This window comes from Spirillospora sp. NPDC029432 (assembly GCF_040703975.1).
Classification (GTDB): domain Bacteria; phylum Actinomycetota; class Actinomycetes; order Streptosporangiales; family Streptosporangiaceae; genus Spirillospora.
In genome coordinates, this window is the sequence record NZ_JBEZWH010000009.1 from 20,850 (window position 1) to 43,585 (window position 22,736).

The 22,736-nt window shown below is 72.1% G+C and carries 20 protein-coding genes; 7 read left to right on the forward strand and 13 right to left on the reverse strand.

Annotated elements, in window-relative coordinates:
• Nucleotides 1–80: 80 nt before the first annotated feature.
• On the forward strand, nt 81–1,565 hold the full coding sequence (locus AB0881_RS09500) for a DHA2 family efflux MFS transporter permease subunit (RefSeq protein WP_366615685.1): 1,485 nt from the start codon (nt 81–83) through the stop codon (nt 1,563–1,565).
• Here AB0881_RS09500 and AB0881_RS09505 read toward each other — a convergent pair.
• The 12 genes from AB0881_RS09505 to AB0881_RS09560 form a co-directional block, all read right to left on the reverse strand.
• Nucleotides 1,543–2,172, reverse strand: coding sequence for a response regulator (locus AB0881_RS09505; protein WP_366615686.1), 630 nt, complete (start codon nt 2,170–2,172; stop codon nt 1,543–1,545). The genes AB0881_RS09500 and AB0881_RS09505 overlap by 23 nt on opposite strands.
• Nucleotides 2,172–4,547 (reverse strand): ATP-binding protein, encoded by a 2,376-nt coding sequence (locus tag AB0881_RS09510; RefSeq protein WP_366615687.1) that lies wholly within the window; start codon nt 4,545–4,547, stop codon nt 2,172–2,174. The genes AB0881_RS09505 and AB0881_RS09510 overlap by 1 nt, the downstream gene beginning before the upstream one ends.
• Before the next feature lie 83 nt (nt 4,548–4,630).
• Nucleotides 4,631–5,644 carry a 3-oxoacyl-[acyl-carrier-protein] synthase III C-terminal domain-containing protein gene (locus tag AB0881_RS09515; RefSeq protein WP_366615689.1) on the reverse strand — a complete coding sequence of 338 codons (1,014 nt, stop codon included), beginning with the start codon at nt 5,642–5,644 and terminating at the stop codon, nt 4,631–4,633.
• A gap of 54 nt (nt 5,645–5,698) precedes the next feature.
• On the reverse strand, nt 5,699–6,889 hold the full coding sequence (locus AB0881_RS09520; protein ID WP_366615690.1) for a class I SAM-dependent methyltransferase: 1,191 nt from the start codon (nt 6,887–6,889) through the stop codon (nt 5,699–5,701).
• A 2-nt stretch (nt 6,890–6,891) separates the two neighbouring features.
• Nucleotides 6,892–7,422, reverse strand: coding sequence for an adenylyl-sulfate kinase (locus AB0881_RS09525; protein WP_366615691.1), 531 nt, complete (start codon nt 7,420–7,422; stop codon nt 6,892–6,894).
• Nucleotides 7,419–8,171, reverse strand: coding sequence for a phosphocholine cytidylyltransferase family protein (locus AB0881_RS09530; RefSeq protein WP_366615692.1), 753 nt, complete (start codon nt 8,169–8,171; stop codon nt 7,419–7,421). The genes AB0881_RS09525 and AB0881_RS09530 overlap by 4 nt, the downstream gene beginning before the upstream one ends.
• Nucleotides 8,168–8,809, reverse strand: a complete 642-nt coding sequence (locus tag AB0881_RS09535; protein WP_366615694.1) for a gamma-glutamyl-gamma-aminobutyrate hydrolase family protein — start codon at nt 8,807–8,809, stop codon at nt 8,168–8,170. Before AB0881_RS09535 ends, AB0881_RS09530 begins: the two co-directional genes overlap by 4 nt.
• Nucleotides 8,806–11,118, reverse strand: a complete 2,313-nt coding sequence (locus AB0881_RS09540; protein ID WP_366615695.1) for a PEP/pyruvate-binding domain-containing protein — start codon at nt 11,116–11,118, stop codon at nt 8,806–8,808. Before AB0881_RS09540 ends, AB0881_RS09535 begins: the two co-directional genes overlap by 4 nt.
• Nucleotides 11,105–11,884 carry a class I SAM-dependent methyltransferase gene (locus AB0881_RS09545; protein WP_366615697.1) on the reverse strand — a complete coding sequence of 260 codons (780 nt, stop codon included), beginning with the start codon at nt 11,882–11,884 and terminating at the stop codon, nt 11,105–11,107. The genes AB0881_RS09540 and AB0881_RS09545 overlap by 14 nt, the downstream gene beginning before the upstream one ends.
• A 15-nt stretch (nt 11,885–11,899) precedes the next feature.
• Entirely contained in the window at nt 11,900–12,808 is a 909-nt protein-coding gene (locus AB0881_RS09550; RefSeq protein ID WP_366615699.1) for a sulfotransferase domain-containing protein, read from the reverse strand.
• A 23-nt stretch (nt 12,809–12,831) separates the two neighbouring features.
• Nucleotides 12,832–14,061 (reverse strand): macrolide family glycosyltransferase, encoded by a 1,230-nt coding sequence (locus tag AB0881_RS09555; protein ID WP_366615701.1) that lies wholly within the window; start codon nt 14,059–14,061, stop codon nt 12,832–12,834.
• A gap of 403 nt (nt 14,062–14,464) precedes the next feature.
• Nucleotides 14,465–14,644: a DUF6183 family protein gene (locus AB0881_RS09560; RefSeq protein ID WP_366615897.1), complete on the reverse strand. Its 180-nt coding sequence runs from the start codon at nt 14,642–14,644 to the stop codon at nt 14,465–14,467.
• A gap of 203 nt (nt 14,645–14,847) precedes the next feature.
• On the opposite strand from AB0881_RS09560, the gene AB0881_RS09565 reads away from it, so the two are divergent.
• The 6 genes from AB0881_RS09565 to AB0881_RS09590 all read left to right on the forward strand — a co-directional run bounded on the left by AB0881_RS09565 (nt 14,848) and on the right by AB0881_RS09590 (nt 21,603).
• The gene (locus AB0881_RS09565; protein ID WP_366615703.1) at nt 14,848–15,486 is read left to right on the forward strand and encodes a restriction endonuclease; all 639 of its coding nucleotides are present in this window, start codon (nt 14,848–14,850) and stop codon (nt 15,484–15,486) included.
• A 745-nt stretch (nt 15,487–16,231) separates the two neighbouring features.
• Nucleotides 16,232–17,593: a flavin monoamine oxidase family protein gene (locus AB0881_RS09570; protein WP_366615705.1), complete on the forward strand. Its 1,362-nt coding sequence runs from the start codon at nt 16,232–16,234 to the stop codon at nt 17,591–17,593.
• 1,503 nt (nt 17,594–19,096) lie between these two features.
• Nucleotides 19,097–19,918: a YwqG family protein gene (locus AB0881_RS09575; RefSeq protein ID WP_366615707.1), complete on the forward strand. Its 822-nt coding sequence runs from the start codon at nt 19,097–19,099 to the stop codon at nt 19,916–19,918.
• Between the two features lie 289 nt (nt 19,919–20,207).
• On the forward strand, nt 20,208–20,528 hold the full coding sequence (locus AB0881_RS09580; protein WP_366615709.1) for a hypothetical protein: 321 nt from the start codon (nt 20,208–20,210) through the stop codon (nt 20,526–20,528).
• A gap of 72 nt (nt 20,529–20,600) precedes the next feature.
• The gene (locus AB0881_RS09585; protein WP_366615711.1) at nt 20,601–20,747 is read left to right on the forward strand and encodes a hypothetical protein; all 147 of its coding nucleotides are present in this window, start codon (nt 20,601–20,603) and stop codon (nt 20,745–20,747) included.
• A gap of 160 nt (nt 20,748–20,907) precedes the next feature.
• Nucleotides 20,908–21,603 carry a hypothetical protein gene (locus AB0881_RS09590; protein WP_366615713.1) on the forward strand — a complete coding sequence of 232 codons (696 nt, stop codon included), beginning with the start codon at nt 20,908–20,910 and terminating at the stop codon, nt 21,601–21,603.
• 243 nt (nt 21,604–21,846) lie between these two features.
• Here the strand turns inward: AB0881_RS09590 and AB0881_RS09595 are convergent, their stop codons facing one another.
• Nucleotides 21,847–22,632 (reverse strand): phytanoyl-CoA dioxygenase family protein, encoded by a 786-nt coding sequence (locus AB0881_RS09595; protein ID WP_366615715.1) that lies wholly within the window; start codon nt 22,630–22,632, stop codon nt 21,847–21,849.
• Nucleotides 22,633–22,736 lie beyond the last annotated feature (104 nt).

The window sequence follows — 22,736 nt, forward strand, 5'->3', positions numbered from 1 at the left end:
CCGGCGGGGGCTGCCTTCGGCGAGGCGACCTTCCGCCGGGCGCTCTCCGTCGTTCCCGGGCCGACGATTGGCAGGCTTCCTTGACCGCGTCTTCCCCACAGCCGCCGGACCAGGGGCTCGATCGCGCGCTGATCGCGATGGCACTGGTCGTCTCCCTCGGCGCGGTCATGCCCGTCCTGGACGCCACGGTCGTCAATGTGGCGCTCACCCGGCTCGGCCGGGACCTGGACGCGTCGCTGGCCGCGGTGCAGTGGGTCGCGACCGGCTACACGCTGGCGCTGGCCACGGTGATCCCGGTGACGGGGTGGGCATCCGCCCGGTTCGGGGCGCGGCGGCTGTACCTGGTCTCCATCGGGCTGTTCGCGGCCGGGTCCGCGCTGGCCGGGACGGCCTGGAACGCCGAGTCGCTGATCGCGTTCCGGGTCGTGCAGGGCCTCGGCGGCGGCATGATCATGCCGGCCGGGATGACGATCCTCGCCCGGGCGGCCGGGCCGCCGCGGGTCGGGCGGGTGATGAGCGTGGTGGGGATCCCGATGATGCTCGGGCCGATCGCCGGTCCGCTGCTGGGCGGGTGGCTGCTGGACCACGCGTCCTGGCGCTGGATCTTCTTCGTGAACGTGCCGGTCGGGGCGCTGGCCTGGGCGCTGTCGTGGCGGACGCTGCCGCGGGACGAGCCGTGCCCGGCCGAGCGCCTCGACTTCCTGGGGCTGCTCCTGCTGTCGCCCGGCCTGGCCGCCCTGATCTACGGCCTGGCGACCGGGGCGGAACGCTCGGACTTCGCCCGTGCGGACGTCCTGGCGGCCACCGCAACAGGGACCCTGCTGGTCATGGGCTTCGTCGTGCGGTCGCTGCGGCGGGGCGGCCCCGGCTCGGTGATCGACCTGCGGCTGTTCCGGCGCCGTTCGGTGGCGACGGCGGCCGCGGCGCTGGCTCCGTTCGCGTGCGCGATCTTCGGGTCGATGCTGCTGCTGCCGCTGTACTACCAGACGGTACGGGGCGAGACCGCGCTGATGGCGGGCCTGCTGCTGGTGCCGCAGGCGCTCGGGATGGCGGCCACGATGCGGCTCGGCGGCAGGCTGACCGACCGCGCGGGCCCCGGCAGGGTCGTGCCGGTGGGGCTGGTGGTCGTGGCGGCGGGCATGGCGGGGTTCGCCTCCCGGATCACCGTGGACGCCTCGTACTGGGTGCTGAGCGGTGCCCAGTTCGTGCTCGGGCTGGGGTTGGGGCTGACGATGATGCCGGTCATGTCGGCGGCCATGCGGGCGGTACGGCACGACGAGGTGCCGCGGGCGACCACCGCGATGAACATCGTCCAGCAGCTCGCGGCGTCGGTGGGGACCGCGTTCATCACGGTCCTGCTGGCCACCCGCCTGGCGGCCGGCGGCGCGCCCGCCGCCGGGCAGGACGCCCGTACGGCGGACGCGTTCCAGGCCACCTACTGGTGGGCGCTGGCGGTGCTGGCGCTGGCGTTCGTTCCGGCGCTGCTCTTCCCACGGGACGGCGGGACGAGCGGTGGCTCCGCGCCCGGCCGGCCCGCGGCGCTCACAGGTCGTCGATCTGGATGAGGCCGTCCTGGAGGGCCCGCGCGACCAGCGTCGCCTTGGTCCCCGCCTCCCGGCCGGCGTTGGCGTACTTGATCCGGACCCGGTCGAGGTAGGTGTTGACGGTCCGCTCGGTGATGCCGAGGCGCTCGGCCACCAGCCGCTTGGACTCGCACTGGAACCACTCGATCAGCACCTCCTGCTCGCGGTCGGACAGCCGCGGGCGGTCCGGCGCGGTGTTCGCGCCGATCGCTCCGGCCAGCGCGGGCGGGGTGTACGAGCGGTCCTCGGCGACGGCGACGGTGGCGGCCAGGAGGTGGTCGCGCCCCTCGGCCTTGGTGAGGAACGTGGAGGCTCCGATGTCGAGGCAGGTCAGCGCCGTGCGCTCGTCGTCGCGCATGGTGTACACGACGACCCTGCGGCCGGCGTCCACGAGCCGCCGCAGCTCGCCGTAGGCGGGCAGCCCGCCGTTGAGCTGGAGGTCGAACACCACGACGTCCGCCGTGTCGCCCGGCGGCGTCCAGGCGGCCCCGGTGGTGGCGCCGGCCGCGACGACCTCGATCGGACGTTCGGACGTCCCGTACCACTGCTCGGCGCCCGCGACCACGGCCGGATGATCGTCGATCACCACTACGGTGATCGTTCCCCCGGGCGCCATATCGTCTCCACCCACAGCCGGTGCTCCGTGGCCATACCGGCGATCTTGATATGACTCCATGTGGGGTGGGACGCACGGAGCGTGCGCCATAGTTCCATGGCCTGGTCGTTATTGTCGGCGACGGCGCTGAGCCGGACCTCCCCCGGCGTGCGCACGACGGTGGCCCGGACCGCCGACCCGGCCGCGACGATCACCGCCGCCACCGGCTCGATCAGCGCGCGGCGGACGTCCCTGGGCAGGTCGGTGGCCCGCCCGCGCACCGCGAGCCGTACCCCGACCCCGTTGCGTTCGGCCACGTCGATGGTCGCGTGCAGCTCGTGCACGAGCTGGTCGTCCACCCCGTCGTACTCGGCGAACAGCCGCCGCAGCCGCGCCGCCTCCAGCGCGCAGCGGCTCCGCACGCCCGGGTCGGACGGGTCGAGCGAGCCGTCCGCCAGGCCGGTGAGCAGCGGAACGGTCGTCCGGGCCAGCGCGAGGCGGCGGCGCTGGTGGTCGCGGTGCGTGCTCTCGTCCACCGCCGCCCTAATGCGCAGCCGCTCGTCCCGTTCGGCGGCGCGGGCGGCCGAGCCCGCGACCCGGCGGAGCAGTACCGCGATCATGCCGACGGCGAGCTGGAACCCGCAGACCTGCACCGCGACGATCCCCATCGACGCCAGCACGGCCGAGCCGAGGGCCTGCCCGGCGGCCAGGCCGGCGAAGTTGAGGACCAGGTGCGCGCCGAGGAACGCGGCGAAGTACACCGGCGGGAGGTCGAAGAGCAGGAACAGCCCGTACCAGCCCACCAGCCCGAACGACCAGTGCGCGGGCGACAGGTGCGCGCCCCCGGGGACGGAGACCGTCGCGGCGAGGGACGCCAGCAGGACCAGGCCCACGCAGGTCCACCGGACCGCCGGTGCGAGCGACGGCCCGCGCGTCCAGGCGAGGAGGCCGCCCGCGGCGGCCACCAGGGTCAGCAGCCCGAACGCGGCGATCTGCGGCCACAGGGCCGTGTAGGTCGCGCGCGCCGAGTAGAGCTCCCCCAGGCAGAAGGCGAACTGGACGATGACCGCGACCGCCAGCACCGCGATCCGGAACCCGCCGAGCAGGCCCTGGCGGACGCGGTCGGCTGAACGCGCCGGACGGCCCCCGCCCGTCACGCGCGGCCCGCCGCCGGGTTCGGCGGTACGGCCGGGGCCAGGCCACCGCCAGCGCACGACGGTCCCCCCGCCGGGACGGGAATCGACCCGCGCGCAGCCGCCCGCGCTCGCCATCCGCTCCTCGATGGACCCGGCGAGGCCGCGCCGGTGGGCCGGGACCCGGTCCGGGTCGAAGCCGCGCCCGGCGTCGCGGACCTCCACCTCGACCGCGCCGCCCTCGTCCCGCGCCGCGTACAGCTCGGCCTCCGCCACACCGGCGTGCCGCTCCACGTTGCGCACCGCCTCCCGGACGCCGTGGAAGATGGCCAGGGCCGGTTCGGCGGGCAGCGGCAGCGGGCCGCGGACATCCGGTCTGATCGCGATGTACCGGTGCTCGGCCGCGCCGGCCAGCAGGTCGGCCAGGTCCAGCCGGCCGGACTCGGGGGCGGGCGCCGTGCCGAGCGCCTCCAGGTCGTGCCGGGCCCGCTCGCGCAGCGGCTCCCGCCCGCCGTCCCAGGCCCCGTCCGCGACCATCAGCAGGGTCGTGCTGGCGGTGTCGTGCAGCGTGGCCAGATGGCGGCGCTCGCCCGCGCGGCGCGCCTCGTCGACGGCGGCGGAGCGGCGCCGGGCGGCGCCGCGCGCGATGACCCGGTCGGCGGCCCGGGCCCGCCGCCGGACGAACGCGTAGCAGCCCAGGCCGATCAGCGTCTCCGCCGCGCCGCGCAGCACGAGCGGGACCGCGTCCGGCCACCGGCCGTCCGGCGCCGCCGCCAGCCCGGCGATGTACGCGCCGTACGACAGCGCGGCCATGCCCAGGGCCAGGGCGGGCCGGGCGGCCCACTCGTACGCGTAGGTCACGGCCGTGATGCCGGTCAGCGCCTGGACCCAGCTTCCGGCGAACCGGACGCCCGCCGCGCCCTGGCCGAGCCCCGCGGCGAGGAGCACCGCCGCGTCGACTGCGACGAGCCTCGCGGGCGTCGGCCGGGGCAGCCGGGCGGGGGTACGGCGCTCCGTCCAGAGCAGCCGCAGGGCGCACCAGGCGATGACGAGCACCACGAGCGCGGCCGCGGCGGCCCGGTGCTCGCGGGGCGCGGCGACGAGTCCGAACAGGCCGCACGGGATGATCACGCCCGCCCGGACCAGCACCGCGTAACGCCCGGCGGTCCGGTCCAGCCCGCGCTCGGTGGGCCCGGCCCTCTCCAGATCTTCGCGGTCGGGGTCGTCGGTGTCCATCACGGGATTCGTACCAGAGACCTCGGGCGCGACCCGATTCCAGCCCCCGCGTCTCCTGCCGGGCCCGGTACGCGGCCGGCGCCTCAACCGCGCAGCAGCACGGCCCACACCGTGGCGCCGGGACCGAACGCGAGGACGACGCCGTACCCGCCGGGCGGGAGCGGATCGGTCCCCTGGAGCCGCTCCAGGACCATGAGCACGGCCGGGCCGACCGCGTTGCCGTACTCGCGCATGACCTCGCGGGCCGCCTCCACCGACGGCTCCGGGATGCGCGCCTCCTCGGCGACCCGCTCGATGATCCGCCGCCCGCCGGGGTGCAGCGCCCACCAGTGGACGTCCTCGTGCCGCAGCCCGTTGCGGCCGAGCAGGGCTTCCACGGGACGGCCGACCGCGGAGGCCACCACCTCCGGCATCGTCGGCGCCAGCCGGACGCCGGCCCCGTGGTCGCCGGTGTGCACCTGGAGCTTGTCGGCGTGCTCCGGCGCCGTGATCATCGCGCTGTCGAGGATGTCGAGCCCCGGGACGCCCTCCTCGCCCGGCCGGATCACCAGCGCCGCCGCCCCGTCGCCGAACAGCGTCAGGACGACCGCCTTCTCCTTGTCGTACGGCGGCGGCTGGAGGTGCGCGGAGAACACGTCCACGCACAGCAGCACCGCCGGCCTGCCGTGCACGCGCACCCAGTCGCGGCAGGCCGCCAGGCCCGGCGCCGCCGCGTAGCAGCCCATCGGCCCCAGCAGCATGCGCTCGGTGTCCGGCCGCATCCCGAGGTCGGCGGCCAGGCCGTCCAGGCCGGGCAGCGAATGGACGGTGGTGGTGACGGTGGCCAGCATCCCGATCTCGCCGGCCGCGACGCCCGCCTCGTCCAGGGCCTCCCGGATCGCCCGCGCGCCCATCTCCTTGCCCGCCTCCAGGGCGCGGCGGTAGCGCTCGCCCGCGCCCCAGAAGCGCGGATCCTCCACCAGCGGGTCGATGGCCATGGCCTTGGACTCGATGGCCGACACGCCGATGATGTGCGCGATGTCCTCGCCCGCCGGATCGTCGGCGAGGTGGTCGGCGACATCGCGCATCTTCACCAGGTGCGGGGCGGCCGTGGCCATGCCGGTAATGCGTGCTGAATACAAGGGGAATCCTCCAGGCAGAAGAAAATGCGCTCAGGCCGGCAGCGAGCGCGTCCATTCCCGCGGGTCGGTCTCCCGGGGCAGCCAGGACGGCGCGGGCTGGTCGGCGTTGACGCTCTTCTCGATGAAGACGATGTTGTGGTAGAAGTGCACGGCCGCGATCTGCCGTTCCAGCCCGGCCGTTTCCGCGGCGGGCGCCTTCCCGTCCGGGCCGTCAGGCCGGTCCTGGTGATGCAGGCCGTCCACCAGGTCCTTCAGGTACCGGATCGCGGTGCCGGGGGCGCCGGGGTCGGTGTTGTCGCCGTTCCAGCCCGTCCAGTACGAGGTCTGCAGATCCTCGACGACGTAGAGACCGCCGGGCCGGACGTGCGGGAACAGCGCCCGGAACGAGGCGATCACGTGCTCGCTGAGGTGGCTGCCGTCGTCCACGACGATGTCCAGCGGCCCGATCCCGGCGGCGAGGGAGTCCAGGAACGCTCCATCGGACTGGTCGCCCCGGACGGTCCGGATCCTCGGCTGCTCGACCCCGGACTTGTCGTACAGATCGAGCCCGTAGACGAGGCCGCGCCGGAAATAGTGCTTCCACATGCGCAGCGATTCGCCGCCGCTGTGCGGGTCGTGGAATCCGCCGACACCGATTTCGAGCAGCCGTACCCGCTGTTCACGGTATTCCGCGAAATGGCGGCGGTATCTGGGCGTGTACCAGTGCGAGCACCATTTGTCCGAGCCGAAGCGGACCGCGAGGGAGTCCAGGTCCCGCTCGTCGGGCGAGGACGCCTTCAGCAGCCGGTGCGCCGCCCGCCGCGCCGCCTCGTGGCGGCCGTGGTCGGGCCGGCCTCCGGCCGCCTCGGGCAGCGGCGCCTCCACCAGGGACACCTCCCTGGTGGCGTCCGCCCGCAGGCCCGGCGGCCCGAACAGCCCGGCGAGGAACTCCGCGAGGTCCTGCCTGAAGTGGACGTCGGGATCGTCCGCCCGGCCGGACCTGACCTCGTCGCCCTCGGGTCCCATGGTGACGGCGAAGCCGAGGCATCGCCCGCCCCCGCCCAGGTCGATCTGGACGGTGACGGGACGTTCCGGCGCGTCGATCAGGGCCGCGCGGAACAGCAGTTCGTCGAGCGCACAGCGGGCCAGGGGCGCGGCGTCCACGTCCGAGAGCCGGTGGCGGACCTGCTCCACCGGGCCGTCCGCGAGGGCGAGCACCCGCTCGATGACATCGTCCGGCATGCTCACCGCCCCCTCGCCGGCGCCGGTACGGGCGCGCCGGCCAGCGCGGCCATGATCCGATCGGCGGCGTCGTCCGGGGTCGTCGGCCCGTGGTTGTCGATCACGACATGCGGGGCCTCGGGGAACTCCGCCGCGACCCCCGCGCCGACGGCCGCGCCTCCCGAGTACAGCGCGGCCCTGCCGTCGCGCGCGCTCAGCTCCCGTACCGGGACGCGCAGCCAGACTTCGAGGTAGTTCTCGTTGTTCGCCCGGTTCCATGCGTGCACCTCGTGGAACAGCGAGATCGTCGAGCACAGCACCAGGCGTCCCTGCGCGGCGAACTCGTGCGCGAGCCGCGCGTAGAACATCGCCAGCCGCCTGCGGTCGGCCTCGTCGTAGCCGAGCCGGACGGGCATGATCGCGCGGAGGCGGTCGCCGTCCAGGACGACGGGCTCGACCCCCGCCTCGATCAGCCGCTCCCGCAGCCGGGCCGTCACCGTGCTCTTGCCGCTGCCGGACAGGCCGGTCACCCACACGACGCCCCGGCGCATCATGAGGCCACCTCGCCGACGGCGTCGGCCGCGTCTAGGGCGTCCAGGACGCGCATCCCGGCCTCGACGTCCGAGGGATGGTCGAACTCGAACCACGGGCCGCGGGTGGGGACGGCCGTGATCGGCAGGCGGCGCCGCCTCAGCAGCTCCCGCAGCACGCCGGTCATGTCCAGCCCTCCGCGGGTGGTGCGGCGCAGCTCGTCCACGGCGTCCCACGCCTCCGGCGTGAAGCGCAGCAGGCCGATGTACTGCCCCATGACCTCCGCCATTCCGGACGGCCGTCCGCCGATCTCCAGCAGCCGCCCGGCGCCGTCGCAGCGGAACGTCTCCGCGTCGTCCAGCGGCCGCTCGAACCGCCGCTCCCACAGCTCCCGCCAGTGCGGGTCGTAGGAGAGCGCGAGCGGGCCGGACGCGGAGAGCAGCGCCCGGACGGTGTCCGCGGTGTAGACGATGTCGCCGTACGACACCACGACCTCGTCCCGCGACAGCCAGGAGCGCGCGGCGGCCACCGACTCGACCATGGTCGTCTCCGCCCACCGCGGGTTCTCGAAGCGGGGCAGCCCGGTCCCGTCGAACGACTCCGCCGACCAGCCCGCCACCACCGCGATCTCCCCGACCCCGGCGGCCGACAGCGCCGCGATCTGGCGCTCCAGCAGCGTCCGGCCGGCCACCCGGACCAGGCACTTGGGCCGGTCCGCGGTGAACGGCGCGAACCGCGAGCCGCGCCCGGCGGCCAGGATGACGGCCCTCACAGCGCACCTCCGAACAGCTCGCGGACCAGCACCACGTCCTCCCGGGCGTATACCGGCTCACGTTCGGGATGCCACATGATCCCCTCCACCCGCGCCCGGCGGTGCCGGACGCTCTCGACCACATCTCCATGGGTGCCGGTGGCGACCAGCGGATCGGGGACCGAGCGCGCCGCGTACCGGTGGTAGCTGTTGACCTCGCGCCCGCCGCCCGCGCCCACGCCCGAGACCTCGTGCCGGGTCGCGACATGGCCGTCCACCTCGACGAGTTCGGCGCCGAACTCGTCCAGGACGAGCTGCATGCCGCGGCACACCCCGAGCACCGGCACGTCCGCCGCCACGGCCCACCGCAGCAGGCCGCGTTCGGCGGTCTCCCGGCGGGTGGCCGGGCCCCCGGCGCAGACCGCCAGGTCGTCGCCGCCGGTCAGCACCAGCCCGTGCAGGCCCAGCGCCGACGCCCCCCGCAGCGCGGGCCCCGGGAGGCCGGGCAGCGGTACGGCGACGAAGCCGCACGCGTCGAGGAACTCGTACCACCGGACGTCGAGCGCGTCGCGGTGCTCGCCGAACCGGTCCGGTGCCAGGGCCCGCTGCGTGACCCCCACGCCCGGCCGCCGCCGGCCTGTGCTGGGACTCGCCGTCATGGCAGCACCGTCACGAGGCCGTTCGCGCCGTCGATCTCCAGCGCCGGTGCCGCCGCCCACTTGCGGAACAGCATCTCCCCGGCACCGATGACCGCGGGGATGCCCAGTTCGGTGCAGCGGATCGCCATGTGCGAGTTCGCTCCCCCGTACGCGGTGACCAGGCCGCGGATGCCGCGCGCGAACAGCCAGTCGTAGCCCGGGTCGGCGCTGGCCACGACCGCGATCGCACCCTGCGGGTCGGCTCCGGCGTCCACGTCGGCGACCCGGGCGATGACCCGGCCCCGGGTGACGAAGTTGGGCTGCGCGCGCAGCGCCTGGAAGCCCCACACGTCCTCGGGGTCGCCGATCAGCGGCGGCAGGAGCAGCGTCTGGCCCGTGGCGTACCGGGCGCGGCCGCGCTCGGCCGCCTCCGCAAGGGCGCGCGCGTCGGCGGACGGCTCCCCGCTCAGCCCGGCGAGCACCGGGAAGTCCACGAACGACAGGTCGTCCACGCCGAGCCCGTACCGTGCGCCCAGCTCGCGGATGTCCACCAGCAGGTCGCTGACCACGCGGGTGAACTCGAACTTGGCCTTCTCCCGTCCCCAGATGGCGGTGCCGATGAACTCCAGCAGGCGCGCGGCGTCGAACGTGAAGCCGCTCTCCGCGATCAGCCGCTCGATCCGGCGCAGCTGCTCCGGCCGCGGGGCGAACCCGGGACGGTGCGGCTCGGCGCCCGTCCGGGCCGACCAGTCGAAGTACCGGTCGGGGTCCTCGTCGTAGCGGGGCGACAGGATGTCGTAGGTGCCGGGCCGCAGGTGCCCGTACTGCTTGAGGAAGGCGTCCCGGTCCAGGGCGCCGAAGTCGCGGCGCAGCCCGCTGGCCACCATGTCCAGGTCGCCGAGGAAGTCCGTCCTGTCCTCCGGGGACAGCGCCTCCGCGGCGACCAGGTGGTCCAGCAGGTCGGTCGCGATGAACGCGGCGCGCGCCAGCCCGGCGAACGGGAGCGTCCCGTACTCCACGCACCGGCGCGCCTTGGCCGCCGGCTCCTCCGCGCCGTCGTCGCGCGCGGCGTCGGGGACATCGAGGGCGCGGAGCCGGTCGAGGTCCTCCCGCCACAGCCCGCCGGTGACGAGCCGGTCGGTCAGCGCGCGCAGGCTCCCGGCCAGGGCGGTGCGCTCGGCCTCGCCGAACCCGGCCCCGGCCAGTTCCGCGAGCCGGTCCTCGGCGCCCAGGCCCAGCGCCGACACCACCACCCGGGACTCCAGCTTGTCGTGCAGGTGCGGCCGGTCGAGCAGCGTCCCGACCCAGTGCTCGGCCAGCCGGGCCGCCAGCGCGCGGTCCACGGTGGCGGGGATCAGCGAGCTGACGCTGGCCCGCACGTCGATGTACGGCAGCCCGGAGAAGTCCACCAGCAGCGGTGTCCCGCGCAGGTCCCGGTAGCCGTAGCGGTACCGGGCCCGCGCCCAGGTCCGGTCGGTGATCAGCGTCCGGTAGAGCGACAGCGCCAGCGGGCGCGGCCGCAGGCCGATCATCTCGGCGGGGTTCCAGTCCGGCATCACGCCGTACGCGGTCCGCTCCCCCAGCGCCTCCGCCGGCCGCGTCCGGGCCGCCGCGATCTCGTCGGCGACCCCGGCCAGGACCGTGCGGTGCGCCGCCTCCGCGACCGTCCCGGCCGTGACCACCAGCGGGCGCACCTGGAGGAGGATCAGCTCGCCCTCGGCGGACACCGCGAACTCGACGTCGAGCCGGTCGTGCCCGGTCAGCCGCCGCAGCTCGGCGAGCAGCGCGGGCACCCCGGCCACCGGCTCGGGCGGCCGCGCGCGGCCCGAGTAGCGCGCCCCGTACCAGCAGCGCAGGCCGTCCACCCGGCCGCCGGTAACGGTGTCGGTCAGGCCGCCCTCGCTCCAGTTGATCACCGTGTACGGGGCGCCGCCGTTGGGGTCGCGGGTGAAGGCGACACCGCTCAGCCGCGGGGCCAGCAGCTCCGGCTGGACGAGCACCTGGTCGGCGGCGTCCGGCTCCCCGTACGACGCGAACACCCGGTCGACGGCCGCGGCGAGGTCGTCCCGGCCGGCGACGGCCGGGACGGTCAGGAAGCGTCCCGCCAGCGACTCGGCGGCGGCGTCCTCGGCGCCGGCGCTGCTGCGGACGATCAGCCGCCCGGACGCCCACGGCGCGGCCAGCACCCGGTCCAGGACCCGCTCCCGGTCGCTCTCCCATTCGGCCAGGTCGTGCAGCGCGAGAGGGAGGACGCGCGCGGAACGCACCCGTCCGATCAGTCCGGCGAGGGTGTCGCCCTTGGTTCCGAGCCGTACCTCAGGCACCGCCATCACCGGCGCTCCGGCGTGTTCGGGCGACCCACAGCTTCGTCGTGTACGGCACGTCCACGGTGCCGCCTCCCGCGTGCTCCTTCACCAGGGCGCGGATGCCGTCCAGGACGTCCCCGAACCGGTCCCCGGCCTGCGACCCGAGCGTCATGTGCGAACTCCACGCGTCGCACCAGCGCCCGGCGTCCACCCGGTGCACGACCCGCTGCCGCAGCGCGACCGGCTCCTCGAACAGCCCGCTCGCGCGGATCACCGGGGACGGGTCCTGGCGGCGGACCCCGTAGTCGTACGCCGGGACGTACCGGTGGATCAGCGCCTCGATCTCCGCCTGGAGCGGGTCGTCCAGGTCGCGGTGGTTCCACAGGCAGGCGAAGTGGCCGCCCGGACGCAGGATCCGGTCCACCTCCTTCAGCGCCGCCTCCCGCTCGGTGCGGTCGAACGAGGACCCGAACGTCACGAGACCGCAGGTGCCGGTGCCGAGCCCGGTGCTCTCACCGAACCCCTCGCGCCAACGGACGTGGGGGAACCCGGCGGTGCGCCGCTCGCCGATCTCGCGCATCGAGGCGTTGGGCTCCACGGCGTCCACGGCGAGGCCGTGCTCCAGCAGCGGGACGGTCAGATGCCCCGAGCCCGCACCGATGTCGCACACCGCGTCCTCCGGGCCGACCCGCGCGATGCGCACCAGCCCGTCCACGACGCCCGGCGCATAGTCCGGGCGGTGCTCGTACGTGGACGAGAACGGCGTGTAGTCATGCTTGAGCGAAGTCAATCGAGCATTCCTTTTCTAGGCGTCGGAGAACAGGGAGTAGCCGAGGCGGGCCGCCGTCGCGATCAGTTCGGCGTTCCGGAACCGCTCGGCCAGTTCGGGGTCGCCGAACCATTCCTCCCATTCGCGGACCTTGCCGCGACGCATGATCCGGGCATCGACCGCGTCGCCGGTGGCGGCGGAATGCGCGTCCTCGTGCTTGCGCATCGCGTCGAACGAACTGCGCTCGACCGCGGCGGCGATCTCGTCCGGCGGCACTTTCACCTGGAACAGGTCGAGCAGTTCGCAGACCGCACCGAAGGTGTCGGCCTTCAGATCCTCGAAGCGGAGGACGGTGAACCGCTCGAACCGGTCGGCGGCCTCCGCCCACGCCCCGTAGAAGGCCGTCCAGTTCTCGATCGGCGGCGGTTCGGGGCCCGCGCCCCTGCCATCGAGGAACTCCGCGAAGGAACCCTGCTCCTCGATGTCGTCCCGGCCGGGGATCCAGTTTCCGAAATCGCGCAGGAAACGGTACTTGGAGTACATCGCGTCGCGCGGATCGCGGACCAGTACGACCGCCCCGCGGGTCGCTCCGGGCGCGTAACTCTCCGGCGGCAGGAAGTTCTTGAAGAACCGCACGTCCGGATTGCCCGCGGCCGAGCCGCTGCGCAGGCTCCGTTCCTTCGCCGCGACCGCGGAGATGCGTTCGCGCTTGGTGAGCACGTCCTCGTTCGCGCGCACCGAACCGTCCGTTTCGATGACCACACCGAACGGGTCCATCACGTCGATGTCCAGTTCCAGCATGATGTTGCCGAGCAGCGTCGCGCCGGAACCCGGCTGGGTCGCCATGACGATGTCGTCGGGACCCAGCCGGCGGGCATTTCGCACATGCAGATTGCTCCGCTCGTCGCCGTCCGGCTGCCCGGCATCCGATGTCGTCGGTGTCATGAAGTGACTGCCCCCGTTCGTGTTCAGTTCGTAAACGGCTCGGACGCGACCGCCCGTCCAGCGCGTTCGAGATGCGCCTCGATCGCGTCGGCGGCCAGGGCCGCCCCGCCCGCGTCCTCGATCTCCCGCCGCGTCCGCCGGACCCGCAGCAGGCACTCCCGGTCGGCCGCCAGCTCGTCCACCGCGGCCCTGATCCGTTCCGCGGAGAGCTCGGCGGGACGGATCACCGTGCCCAGCCCCAGGTCGAAGAGGCGTTCGGCGATCGGCTCCTGCGTCCCCGACTGCGGGACGGCGACGACCGGACGGCCGTGGGCCAGGGACTCCAGCGTGCTGCCCATGCCCGCCTGGCCGACCGAGACGGCCGCGTGCTCCAGCACCGACGCGTGCCGCACCCAGGGGAACGCCTCGACGTTCCCGGGCAGGGTCCCCAGCCGAGCCGGGTCGAGCCGGTCCCCCAGCGTCATCACGACATGCCAGTCGCCGTCGGCGAACGCCTGCGCGCAGGTGCGGAAGAATTCGGGATTCTCGTTGAACACGGTGCCGAGCGAGATGAGCACCACCGGCCGCTCCGGTTCGGGCGGGCGCCAATCCGGCAGGAAATCCCGTGCGCCCAGGCATGGGCCGACGAAGACGAACCGGTCGCCGAGTTCCGCGGCGTCCGGCTGGAAACTCTCGGGCAGGAAGACCAGATTGAGGTCCTCGACCGCGCTCATGAACTCCGGCGCCTGCCGTGCCACGCCGTGCTCGGCCAGCAGTTTCTGTACGCTGTCACGGTATTCCAGCACGCCCGCCGTCTCGTCCCCGGTCCGCTCCGGGTCCTCGAACATGCAGCGGTACTGCGCGAACTGGTCCGCGTGAACGAACACCGGATGCAACTGGACGGCCGGACGCGACCACTTCTCGGCGAGGATCCGGCCGGAATGCAGCGCCGCGAAGTCGTACAGCACCAAGTCCGCAGGGACGTTCGCGAGGGCCGATTCGGCGACGTCCAGGATCGCCTTGTTCTCTTCGAGAAAGAGGTTCAGCGGGCGGCCCACGTCATCGCCGACCTCCTCGAACGGATCGATCTTCGGAATGCGCGACTCGTACCGCAGAACCGTCGCGCCCGCCCGTTCCAGCGGCCCCGCCAACTGCCCGGACGTCACGTACGTCACCCGGTGACCGCGCCGTACCAGTTCCTCGACCATGACCAAGGTGGGAAGCACATGCCCGTACGCGTGCACGTTCAGGACAAGCAGATGCCGACCGGCCATATTCGCTTCCAGCCTTTCTGGGCACAGCCACAGCGCGATACTCGGTTCCCCGGGCAGGACGTCGTCAGCCCCGGCAACGAAAACGTACGCGCCCTGCGGCGGCGAAGATGACGGCCGTTCGACCTACAATCCTTCCAAGCGCCTCTCTGGGGAAATGGGCCTGCCCCGACTCGCTCACCTTCTGACGCCGATCCGGCCGGCGTCCGGCGCAGCCTCCGCGCGCCCGACAGCGGCACAGCAGCCTCCTGCGACCGCGGACAGGCGCTCTGGGACGCGCGTGACAATCTCACCCTCATGGTTCGGCAGCGCTAGATGCCCGTCCGCCCAGCCGTCCGTGACCGCCCGGCGCAGCCGGGACCCGCGCGGAAGGGCGGCACCCACTGGCTACTGTGGATCGTGCCGGTCAGTCGCTGTCGGTTGCGGCCAGGATCGCGATCGTGTCCCGGGCAGGCCACAGCGCCGCGACACCGAGATCCCAGAACGGGGCCGTCCGTGTATGCCATGGCGAACTGAACATCAGCCACTCGCACCGGCGAGCGGCCCTCGATCTCCTGGCCGGCAGGCCAGCCGACCTCAGGTCCATGCCGACGCTCACCAAGCAGCAGATGGCGCCGGGTAGTTGGGTGCGACCGCACTTCGTGACCGATCATGTGCGGCGGTCCGGGAGAGAATTCGGTCGGCTCAGCATGGCGGTGCCGGGCCGGCGGCACCGTGCCGCCCATGCAAAGCGTCACTGGCCTGTGTCATCCTCGGGTCAACTTCTGGTCAGACGCCGCGGAGGTCTTCATGGCAGCACCGCCTCCCCCCGCTCCCCCGGATCGAGAAGGCCCGCACGCCGTCGTCGTGGCCATCGGCGCGCTGACCGCCGGCGCCGTCACGACCGTCGTCGTCTTCTTCGTCGGCCGCTTCCTCCTCGGTGTGCTCTCGGCACACTGGCCCTGGATCGTTGCGGTGGTCGTCGCGGTGTCGGTACTGGCGCTGGTCGCAGCCGTGCTGCTGGCCGCGGAAAGGCACCAGGCCCGGCTCCGCGAGGAACGGCTGCGGGAACTCGCCCACCTGGAACGCGTCGATGTGATGACCGGGCTCCAGTTCGAGGAGCTGACCGCCGACCTCCTCTGCCGCGACGGGTTCCGTGCCGTGGAGGTGATCGGCCGGGCCGGCGACCGCGGTGTGGACGTGACCGCCCTGACCGACGGCGGCGCCAAGATCGCCATCCAGTGCAAACGCCAGAAGAAGCCGGTCGGCGCCGACCGCGTCCGCAACCTCATCGGCGCCATCAACTCCAGCTACCGCGACCACATCGGCGTGCTGGTCACCAACAACACGTTCACCCGGCAAGCCCGCGCCGAAGCCGAAGGCCACCTCGTCCTCATCGGCCGCGACGAACTGGCCCGCTGGATGGACGACACCCCACTCACCCTCTGATCTCAGCACCACAACTTCGGGCCACCCAGCACTCGGCGCGATCACCCGGCGCGACCGTGAAGCCCGTCGCGATCCAACGCGACAGGCAATCCCCACCGTCGACCAGCTCGAACTCGCATCGCCCGCGCTCGCCGTTCGAAGCCGGGCCAGGACCCCGCGGCAGACTTCCGGGTCGCGAAACCGCCACGGCGGACGCGCCAGCATGCGGCTGACAGCGACGGGTGCCGCCAGGGCCGCCCGCTTGTTCGCCCGGGCCCCGATTGCTCGGCCGGCAGCGACGACGACGCCGCGTGCTAGATGTCGCTCAGCAGCAGAACGACATCGGTGCCGGTGACGTCCGGCCGACATGGCGGCGGCCGCTGCGGTCGGTGCAGCTCCAGCGCCTGCGTCCGATCCCCTGCGACCCCGCGCGGGCCGGCCCGCCCGTCTTCACTGGTAGGCCAGGGCGCAACGCCAGCAGCTGCCGATTCCGGGGCCGATACCGGTGAGCTCGCCTAACCGAAGGTTGCGTATTCGTTGGTCCTGAGGGTCTGCAGTCAACGCACGTGGCTCCGGGGGCGTACACGAACTTCGACCAGATCGTCCCGAGACCACAACCACCCGGGTAGCTTGGGGGTGATCAAGCATCATGAGTCAGCGCCGATGGTGGTCGGTGGGTGCGCTGGCGTGTTCGCCGTGCCGCGAACGCGTCGCACCCTAGGGACGTCGCGTGCCGTGGCACGGCCCGACGCACCAGGAGCGAGTCATGACCGACCACCGTCCCCACGTCGCCGACGTCGTTGTCGTCGGCGCCGGAATGTCCGGGCTGAGCTGCGCCGACACACTGCTGCGGCAGGGCGTGGACGTGCTCGTACTCGAAGCCCGCGACCACGTCGGCGGGCGCACCCGCCTTGTTGAGGCCGACGGCGAGATCCTCGACCTCGGGGGCCAGTTCATCGGTCCCGGGCAGGATCGTGTCCATGCCCTGGCCAAGGAGCTCGGGATCGAGGTGTTCGCCACCCATGTGGCAGGCGACCACCTGGTCGAGACCTCCGCTGGCCGCATCCGGCACTGGCGGGGGACCGTCCCCCGGCTGAGCATGCCGCAGCTGCTGGACCTCGCTCAGGCTCAGGCGCGGTTCGAGCGGCTGGCCCGGACGATCGACCCCGCCGCCCCGTGGAGCAGCCCGAACGCCGCGGTACTCGATGACCAGACCCTGGCCACGTGGATCGGCCGCACCCTGCGCACTCGAGGCGGGCGCCGGTTGTTCTCGCTGGCCACCCGGCTGATGTGGGCCTGCGAGCCGAGCGAGCTGTCCCTGCTGCACGCCCTGTTCTACGCCCGGTCGGCGGGCAGTCTGGAGGCGGTCATGGCGACCGAGGGCGGCGCCCAGCAGGACCGCCTGGACCAGGGCGCCGGCGAGCTGGCGCGGCGCCTGGCCTCCAGGCTCGGCGACCGCGTTCGCCTCAGTGCGCCGGTCCTGCGGATCGCCCAGAACGACTCCGGCGTCCTGATCTGCACCGCGGCCGGCGACACCGTGCGCGCTGCCCGCGTCGTCGTCGCGATCCCGCCCGTCCTGGCCGGACGCATCAGCTACGATCCGCCGCTGCCTGCCGGCCGGGACGGCCTGACCCAGCGGCTGGCGATGGGCAGCGCGATCAAGTGCCTGATCGTCTATCCGGAGCCGTTCTGGCGCTCGTCCGGCCTGAGCGGGCAGGCGCTGAGTCTGCGCGGTCCCCTGAGCGGCGTCACCGACAGCAGTCCCCGTTCGGCGAACCGAGGTGTACTGGTCGGCATCCTCGAAGGCGCCGTCGCCCGGGAGCTGGCCGCCCTGCCGGAACATCAGCGCAAGAGCGCCGTCCTGGACCAGCTCGCCCGCCTGTTCGGCCCCCACGCCGCCCGGCCGCGCACCTACCTGGAGCAGGACTGGAGCGCCGAGCCCTTCACCCGAGGCGCGTACGCGGCGCTCTTCCCGCCAGGCGCGTGGACCCAGTACGGCCCCGCGCTCCGCACCCCCGTGGGCCGCATCCACTGGGCAGGAAGCGAGACCGCGACCCGCTGGTACGGCTACATCGACGGGGCGGTGCGCTCCGGCCAGGCCGCCGCTGACGAGGTGCTCATGTCTTGAGCGGCAGCCGCTGCGTCCGGGCAGGCGACGTATCGCCGCAGTGCCTTTCACCACGAAGGTCGACCGGCGTCGGAACCGAACGTCGCGTTTGCACGGCCGCGACGGCTGACGCCGGCGTGACTTCTCATTCAGCCCCGAAGGTGGTGTGGCCCCGCCTCCTGTCCGGAAAGATCATTCTCGGACAGGAGGTGAACGCCCACGGCCGCACGTTCCCGGCCAGCGGGCGACGCCGGCGCCGACCAGTTGACTCCTCGACTCCGCAGCACCCGAGAAGGCGACTACAGAGAGCGACGATCCGATCGAAATTCCGGTCCCCATTACGTCATCACCAACGCCGCCGGCTGGCACGAGGACATGGAGACCGACCGTGACCCGAGCAAACTCGCTGGATTCGCTCCTGGCAGCGACCCCGATCGCCCGTCGGCACCCCCGGCCGGACCAGGCGTTCACGAACGATCGGCCGGCTCACTGTCGCTGTCAGATCAAGTGGAGTCCGGACGACCTGGGCCGGCATGGACACCCTCGTGAGCGCTCGGCGCAGGGGGAGACAGGCGCTGAAGGATCTCCTCTAACAGTTCCTGACGGCGCCGCGAAGCACCCCAGAAGATGCAGGCGAGACCAGAGAAGAACGCCACCCCCGCCGAGACCGTTAAGACCAGCCCTCGCAGGAAGGCGGCGGGGTCGAGCAACTGCGCCTCTCGGCCGCCTCTGATCTCAAGAGTCCTGAAGGTAGGCGAGGTGACGGAGCCGAAGACCTGCAGCCCACCTACGAGCGCCAACAGAGCCGCACAGGCCAAGGCGCACCACCCCAGGGACGATCCAGCGTTTCGGAGTCATGCAGAGATCATGCTCGTTCACCCATCCGCGCAGAACCCCACGACCCACTTCGGTCAGGCCCATCCGCGGGAGTCGTGCGCTTGATCGCCGGAAGTGACGATCCCCTCTCGCCCAAGGTCCTTTCACCAGGTCCCCCGCAACGGCCCTCACCACTCGAATCACCATTCAGAGACAGGCACAAAGGCGGCATGCGGTCTCCGGTGTCGGGTTTTCTTGGTCGATCAACCACTGAGCCTTTTCCAGCATGCGGTGGACTCGCGCAATTTCAGGGTGTGAACGGCCTTGACGATGCGTCCGGTGCGCCAGGGGCGGCACCGCAGCTTGCGCAGGATCTGCCAGGCTCTGAGTTGGGCGTTGGCGCGTTTCGCCGGGTCCGCACAGCCAGCCATGCGTGCGCACGGTTGGCGTCCTTTTGTGACTGAGGCTTGCCGCGGCCGCGATAGGGCATCATGACGTGCTCGCCGGCGCCTTGGTGGGCCTTGTCGGCCAGCAGCCGGTGAGCGGAGGTCCGCGCCGCGGACGCACGCAGATGCGGCCGCACGCCAAGCCGGGCGGTCCATGGCTGGCCGCGACCCTTGCTGCATATCCCTCTTTCGCCTGGCCCGGCAACTCCTGCCGTATGTCGAGGTTCGGGGTTTGTCTCCGGGTTCTGGCAGCATGTCCGCCATGTTGACGATGGCGCGTTTCGCCGAACTCGTTCGTGCCGGGCTTCCGAAGGATGTCGCCGAGCGCTGGATCGGTCGTGCCGAGCCTGACGGGTATCGCCTGATCGCGGCGAGCGCGGGCGAGGCGGCCGTCGGTGTGCTCGGCGGTGAGCCTTCGCTGCCGGACGGTGTCGAGTGGCCTTACTGGGAAGGGCATGGCCCGCTCTCCTTCATCGCTTCGCTGGAGTGCGCCGCGTTGCCCGGTGTCGGGTTCCCCCAGGACGGGAAGCTGCTCTTCTTCTATTTCGACGGGCGGGCCGACGACTTCGCCTCGTACGTGAACGCGAGCGATCCGGAGACCTTTGCGGGCGCGCGGGTCCTGTACGTTCCGGACGGCATGGAGGCTGAACCGCGTCACACGCCGGAACCGCTATCGCCGTACAACCCGGTGCCGTTGCGCGCCGAGGTGGCGATGGACTCGGTCCGCATCACGGACGAGGAGGTGTGGGAGCCGCTAGGGCTGACGGAGGACGACCTCGACCGCATCGCGCACTTCGAGTACGTGCTCTTCGAGGCGGAGGAGAAGGGCCATCAGGTGGGCGGCGAGCCCCAGCACATCCAGCATCCCGTCGCCCTGGGCATCGCCGAGACCGTCCTCAGGACGCGGAACGAGGACCGGTTGTGGAGCGAGGCGGACCGCTGGATCCTGCTGGCGCAGATCGCGGGCGACAAGGAAGCGGGCATGGAGTGGGGCGACGGCGGCCTGCTCTACTGGATGATCAGGTACGAAGACCTCAAGGCACACCGTTTCGACCGGGCTAGATTCGACTGGCAGAGTCACTGACGGCCCGAGACCCTGGACGGCAAGGGCTTGGGATGGTGGTGATCTCCGGACTCGTGCTGGTGGTGCGGGAAGTGCGGGTCCAGGAGCACCTATCTGGCTTCGCCCCCCAAAATGGGGCTACAGCTAGGAACGCATCGAGAAGCGCGGTGTCGAGGAAGCGCCACTGGCAGCGGCTACTCTCTCACGGTCGTCCCTTCGGACGGCCCGTTCCCATGAACGAGCCTCGACCCGGTCAGTGGCCAGGAAGCCGCGGCGTTCCGTCCGTTCGGTCTGATGCCACGATGGCCGGATGAGGCAGCCACCAACCCGCGATGAGATCGAGGCCATGTTCCTAGGCCTGCTCGACGGCACCGTCAGCAGGGACGAGGCCGACCGCTGGGCGGGGCAATGGAGGACCGCCGGCGAACCCAATGCCACAGACAGCGCGATCTGGCGTGCGCTCGGACTGCTGCACGGCATCGATCTACGCCACGGTCGCGGGCAGCCATACCTGCATGACCAGGAGCAGATCGCCGACTGGCTCCAGGAGTTCCGAACGGCAGGAACAGCCTCCGGCGGGGGCGCCCCGGCTCCGGATGATCACTTCCGCGCGCCGGACACCGGTGGCTGAGGTGGAAGCCTGAAGATCAGGCAGGCAGGCGAGCCCTGTAAGTCCGTGGGGAGCCCGAGGATCGTGGCGGCCATGGTGGTCTCGGCGTGGAAAGTGGTGCGGGTGGTCGTCGTGCCGGCCCGCGCCAGGCAGGACGCGGTCTGGGGCCGCGCCCAGGCGCACGGCAAACTCACCGCACGCAGATCCGATCCGGCAGGGGCCGCCAAGCAGATACTCTGATCGGCTCGCAATTGGCGCCCGCCATACCAACGGTCACTTTCCCTGTTCTACTTGTCCTGACGCCGGCCTGTGGTAGGTGTGGTGTTCTTCAACGTTGTCGGTAAGCGCTGGAATCTGCTCGGCTCCGCCTGAATCTGGTGCGAATATATCTTGGAGAGCGATGAACGGCTTCACCCCTTTCCTGGAACGCTACGTTCGCGTCGTTGAGCAGTTGGTGGCAAGCCCGCTCGTCTCCGTCAAGCATCAGGAGTCCGGTGAGGACGTGCATGACGGCGCCGGCGCCGACGCCGTGTTCGCGGAGTTGGCCCAGAACGCCGACGTCCACTTGGACGATGCCTTCCGCAGCCTGTACTTCAGCTCCAAGCAACTTCACGTCGTGTGGCGGCTGACGGCCGACGGCACCCGCGGCGGCGAGTTCTGCCTCCAGAACATCGCCGAATGGGCGGTGAACGGGTGGGGTCCCGATGACTGGACGCTGCCGCCCGAGGAGTACGCCAAATTGGTCGACCTCTACACCATCGATTACGAGCCGCACGCCGGGTCGGGGTCGGTCACCGGGATCTCCCTACCCGAAGCGCGCCCGCTGTCCATCGGGGCGGACACGCAGATCTGGTACTACGACGCCGGTGACCACTGGCTCGAACCGTTGGACGTCGACTACGCCGGCTACCTCGATTCGGTGCTGCTCACTGTGGGTGCCCACGGGTGGCAGTACCTCTTCGCCGACGTGAACCTGCGGCGCGAGGTGTCGCCCAGCAGCGTCGCGGGTTTGGAGCATTACCTCACAGTGCTTCCGGAGATCTTTCCCGCGCATGACTACGAGCCGCTCCGCCGACGCTTCGACGCCCGCTTGTGAGCGCCGATTTCGCGCCGTTCCGTGGCCGTTGTCGGTGGCGCATGCTTGGCTGCCGTCCATGGATGGCGAGCGGCTGCTGGCTGTGCGCCTCGTCGGGGAGAAACACCGTGCAGCACGACCGAACCTCTCCGGCAAAGCCCGGCGAAGCCGCCGTGCTTGCCGAGCTGGCGACACCCCAGGGCCTGCACCTGCACCTCTGATGCCCCCTGGACGGACGTTCCGCCGGCCCGCACCGCCGGACGGTCACCCGCGGGCGGGGCGGAAGCGGGGGAAGTGCTCGTCGGGCAGCGGCTCTCCCGCGGCGAGGCCGAGCGGGTCGGTGACGGGATGGGCGGGCTCGGACGCGAGGGACAGGTCGGCGTCCACATAGATGATGACGTGGGCGATGCGGGGATCGTCGGTGAGGTTGGGCGTGGCGCTGTGCGCGAGGAGGGAGTGGTGGAACGTGCAGTCGCCCGCCCGCAGGGGAACGGTGACGCGGCGCTCCCATTCCAGCTCGGGCGCCACGGCGAACATGTCCGCGTGGTCGGACAGGTCCTGCGCGCGCAGCCCGTCCAGGTGCTGCGAGCCCGGGATGAACGTCATGCAGCCGCGGTCGACCGGGACGTCCACCAGCGCCACCCAGGCCGACAGCGCATGCCGGGAGCCGGTGTGGGGCCAGTACGGCTGGTCCTGGTGGAACTCGGTGGCGGCCCCGTTGTGCGGGTCCTTGATGAGGAGCTGGTCGTGCCACAGCCGCAGCGGGATCCCCGCCAGCCGGGAGGCGATGGCCGCCAGGGCGGGGTCCAGGGTGAGCTCCCGCAGCGTCTCGTCCCGGCGCCATAGCTGGAGCAGCTGGGTGAAGATCATCCCGTCGTGGTTGTCGCGGACGGTGCTCCGTACCGCCAGCGCGGCTTCGGCGTACCTGGCGGCGTCCGTCCGGGAGATGACCCCCGGCACATGGACGAAACCATCACGGCGGTAGGCGGCGACGGTGTCCTCGGAGAGGTTCTCCGGGGTGGTGCGGGGGTGTGCGGCGGCGGCGTCCATTCTCATCTTCCTCGCGTTTCGGGGAGTCGGTCGCTACAACTGTCGCGATCGCGAGGGGTGCGCGGCTAGCACGGGAACCCGGCAGATGTAGCACAATCTTGACG

Excerpts from the sequence above, each read along its gene's own strand:
- AB0881_RS09535 (WP_366615694.1), bottom strand. The coding sequence starts at position 8,809 with ATGACGGCGAGTCCCAGCACAGGCCGGCGGCGGCCGGGCGTGGGGGTC.
- AB0881_RS09570 (WP_366615705.1), top strand. The coding sequence starts at position 16,232 with ATGACCGACCACCGTCCCCACGTCGCCGACGTCGTTGTCGTCGGCGCC.
- AB0881_RS09550 (WP_366615699.1), bottom strand. The coding sequence starts at position 12,808 with ATGACACCGACGACATCGGATGCCGGGCAGCCGGACGGCGACGAGCGG.
- AB0881_RS09560 (WP_366615897.1), bottom strand. The coding sequence starts at position 14,644 with ATGGACCTGAGGTCGGCTGGCCTGCCGGCCAGGAGATCGAGGGCCGCT.
- AB0881_RS09510 (WP_366615687.1), bottom strand. The coding sequence starts at position 4,547 with ATGGACACCGACGACCCCGACCGCGAAGATCTGGAGAGGGCCGGGCCC.
- AB0881_RS09575 (WP_366615707.1), top strand. The coding sequence starts at position 19,097 with ATGTTGACGATGGCGCGTTTCGCCGAACTCGTTCGTGCCGGGCTTCCG.
- AB0881_RS09520 (WP_366615690.1), bottom strand. The coding sequence starts at position 6,889 with ATGCCGGACGATGTCATCGAGCGGGTGCTCGCCCTCGCGGACGGCCCG.
- AB0881_RS09555 (WP_366615701.1), bottom strand. The coding sequence starts at position 14,061 with ATGGCCGGTCGGCATCTGCTTGTCCTGAACGTGCACGCGTACGGGCAT.
- AB0881_RS09525 (WP_366615691.1), bottom strand. The coding sequence starts at position 7,422 with ATGATGCGCCGGGGCGTCGTGTGGGTGACCGGCCTGTCCGGCAGCGGC.
- AB0881_RS09515 (WP_366615689.1), bottom strand. The coding sequence starts at position 5,644 with ATGGCCACGGCCGCCCCGCACCTGGTGAAGATGCGCGATGTCGCCGAC.
- AB0881_RS09580 (WP_366615709.1), top strand. The coding sequence starts at position 20,208 with ATGAGGCAGCCACCAACCCGCGATGAGATCGAGGCCATGTTCCTAGGC.
- AB0881_RS09540 (WP_366615695.1), bottom strand. The coding sequence starts at position 11,118 with ATGGCGGTGCCTGAGGTACGGCTCGGAACCAAGGGCGACACCCTCGCC.
- AB0881_RS09590 (WP_366615713.1), top strand. The coding sequence starts at position 20,908 with ATGAACGGCTTCACCCCTTTCCTGGAACGCTACGTTCGCGTCGTTGAG.
- AB0881_RS09565 (WP_366615703.1), top strand. The coding sequence starts at position 14,848 with ATGGCAGCACCGCCTCCCCCCGCTCCCCCGGATCGAGAAGGCCCGCAC.
- AB0881_RS09595 (WP_366615715.1), bottom strand. The coding sequence starts at position 22,632 with ATGGACGCCGCCGCCGCACACCCCCGCACCACCCCGGAGAACCTCTCC.
- AB0881_RS09585 (WP_366615711.1), top strand. The coding sequence starts at position 20,601 with ATGGTGGTCTCGGCGTGGAAAGTGGTGCGGGTGGTCGTCGTGCCGGCC.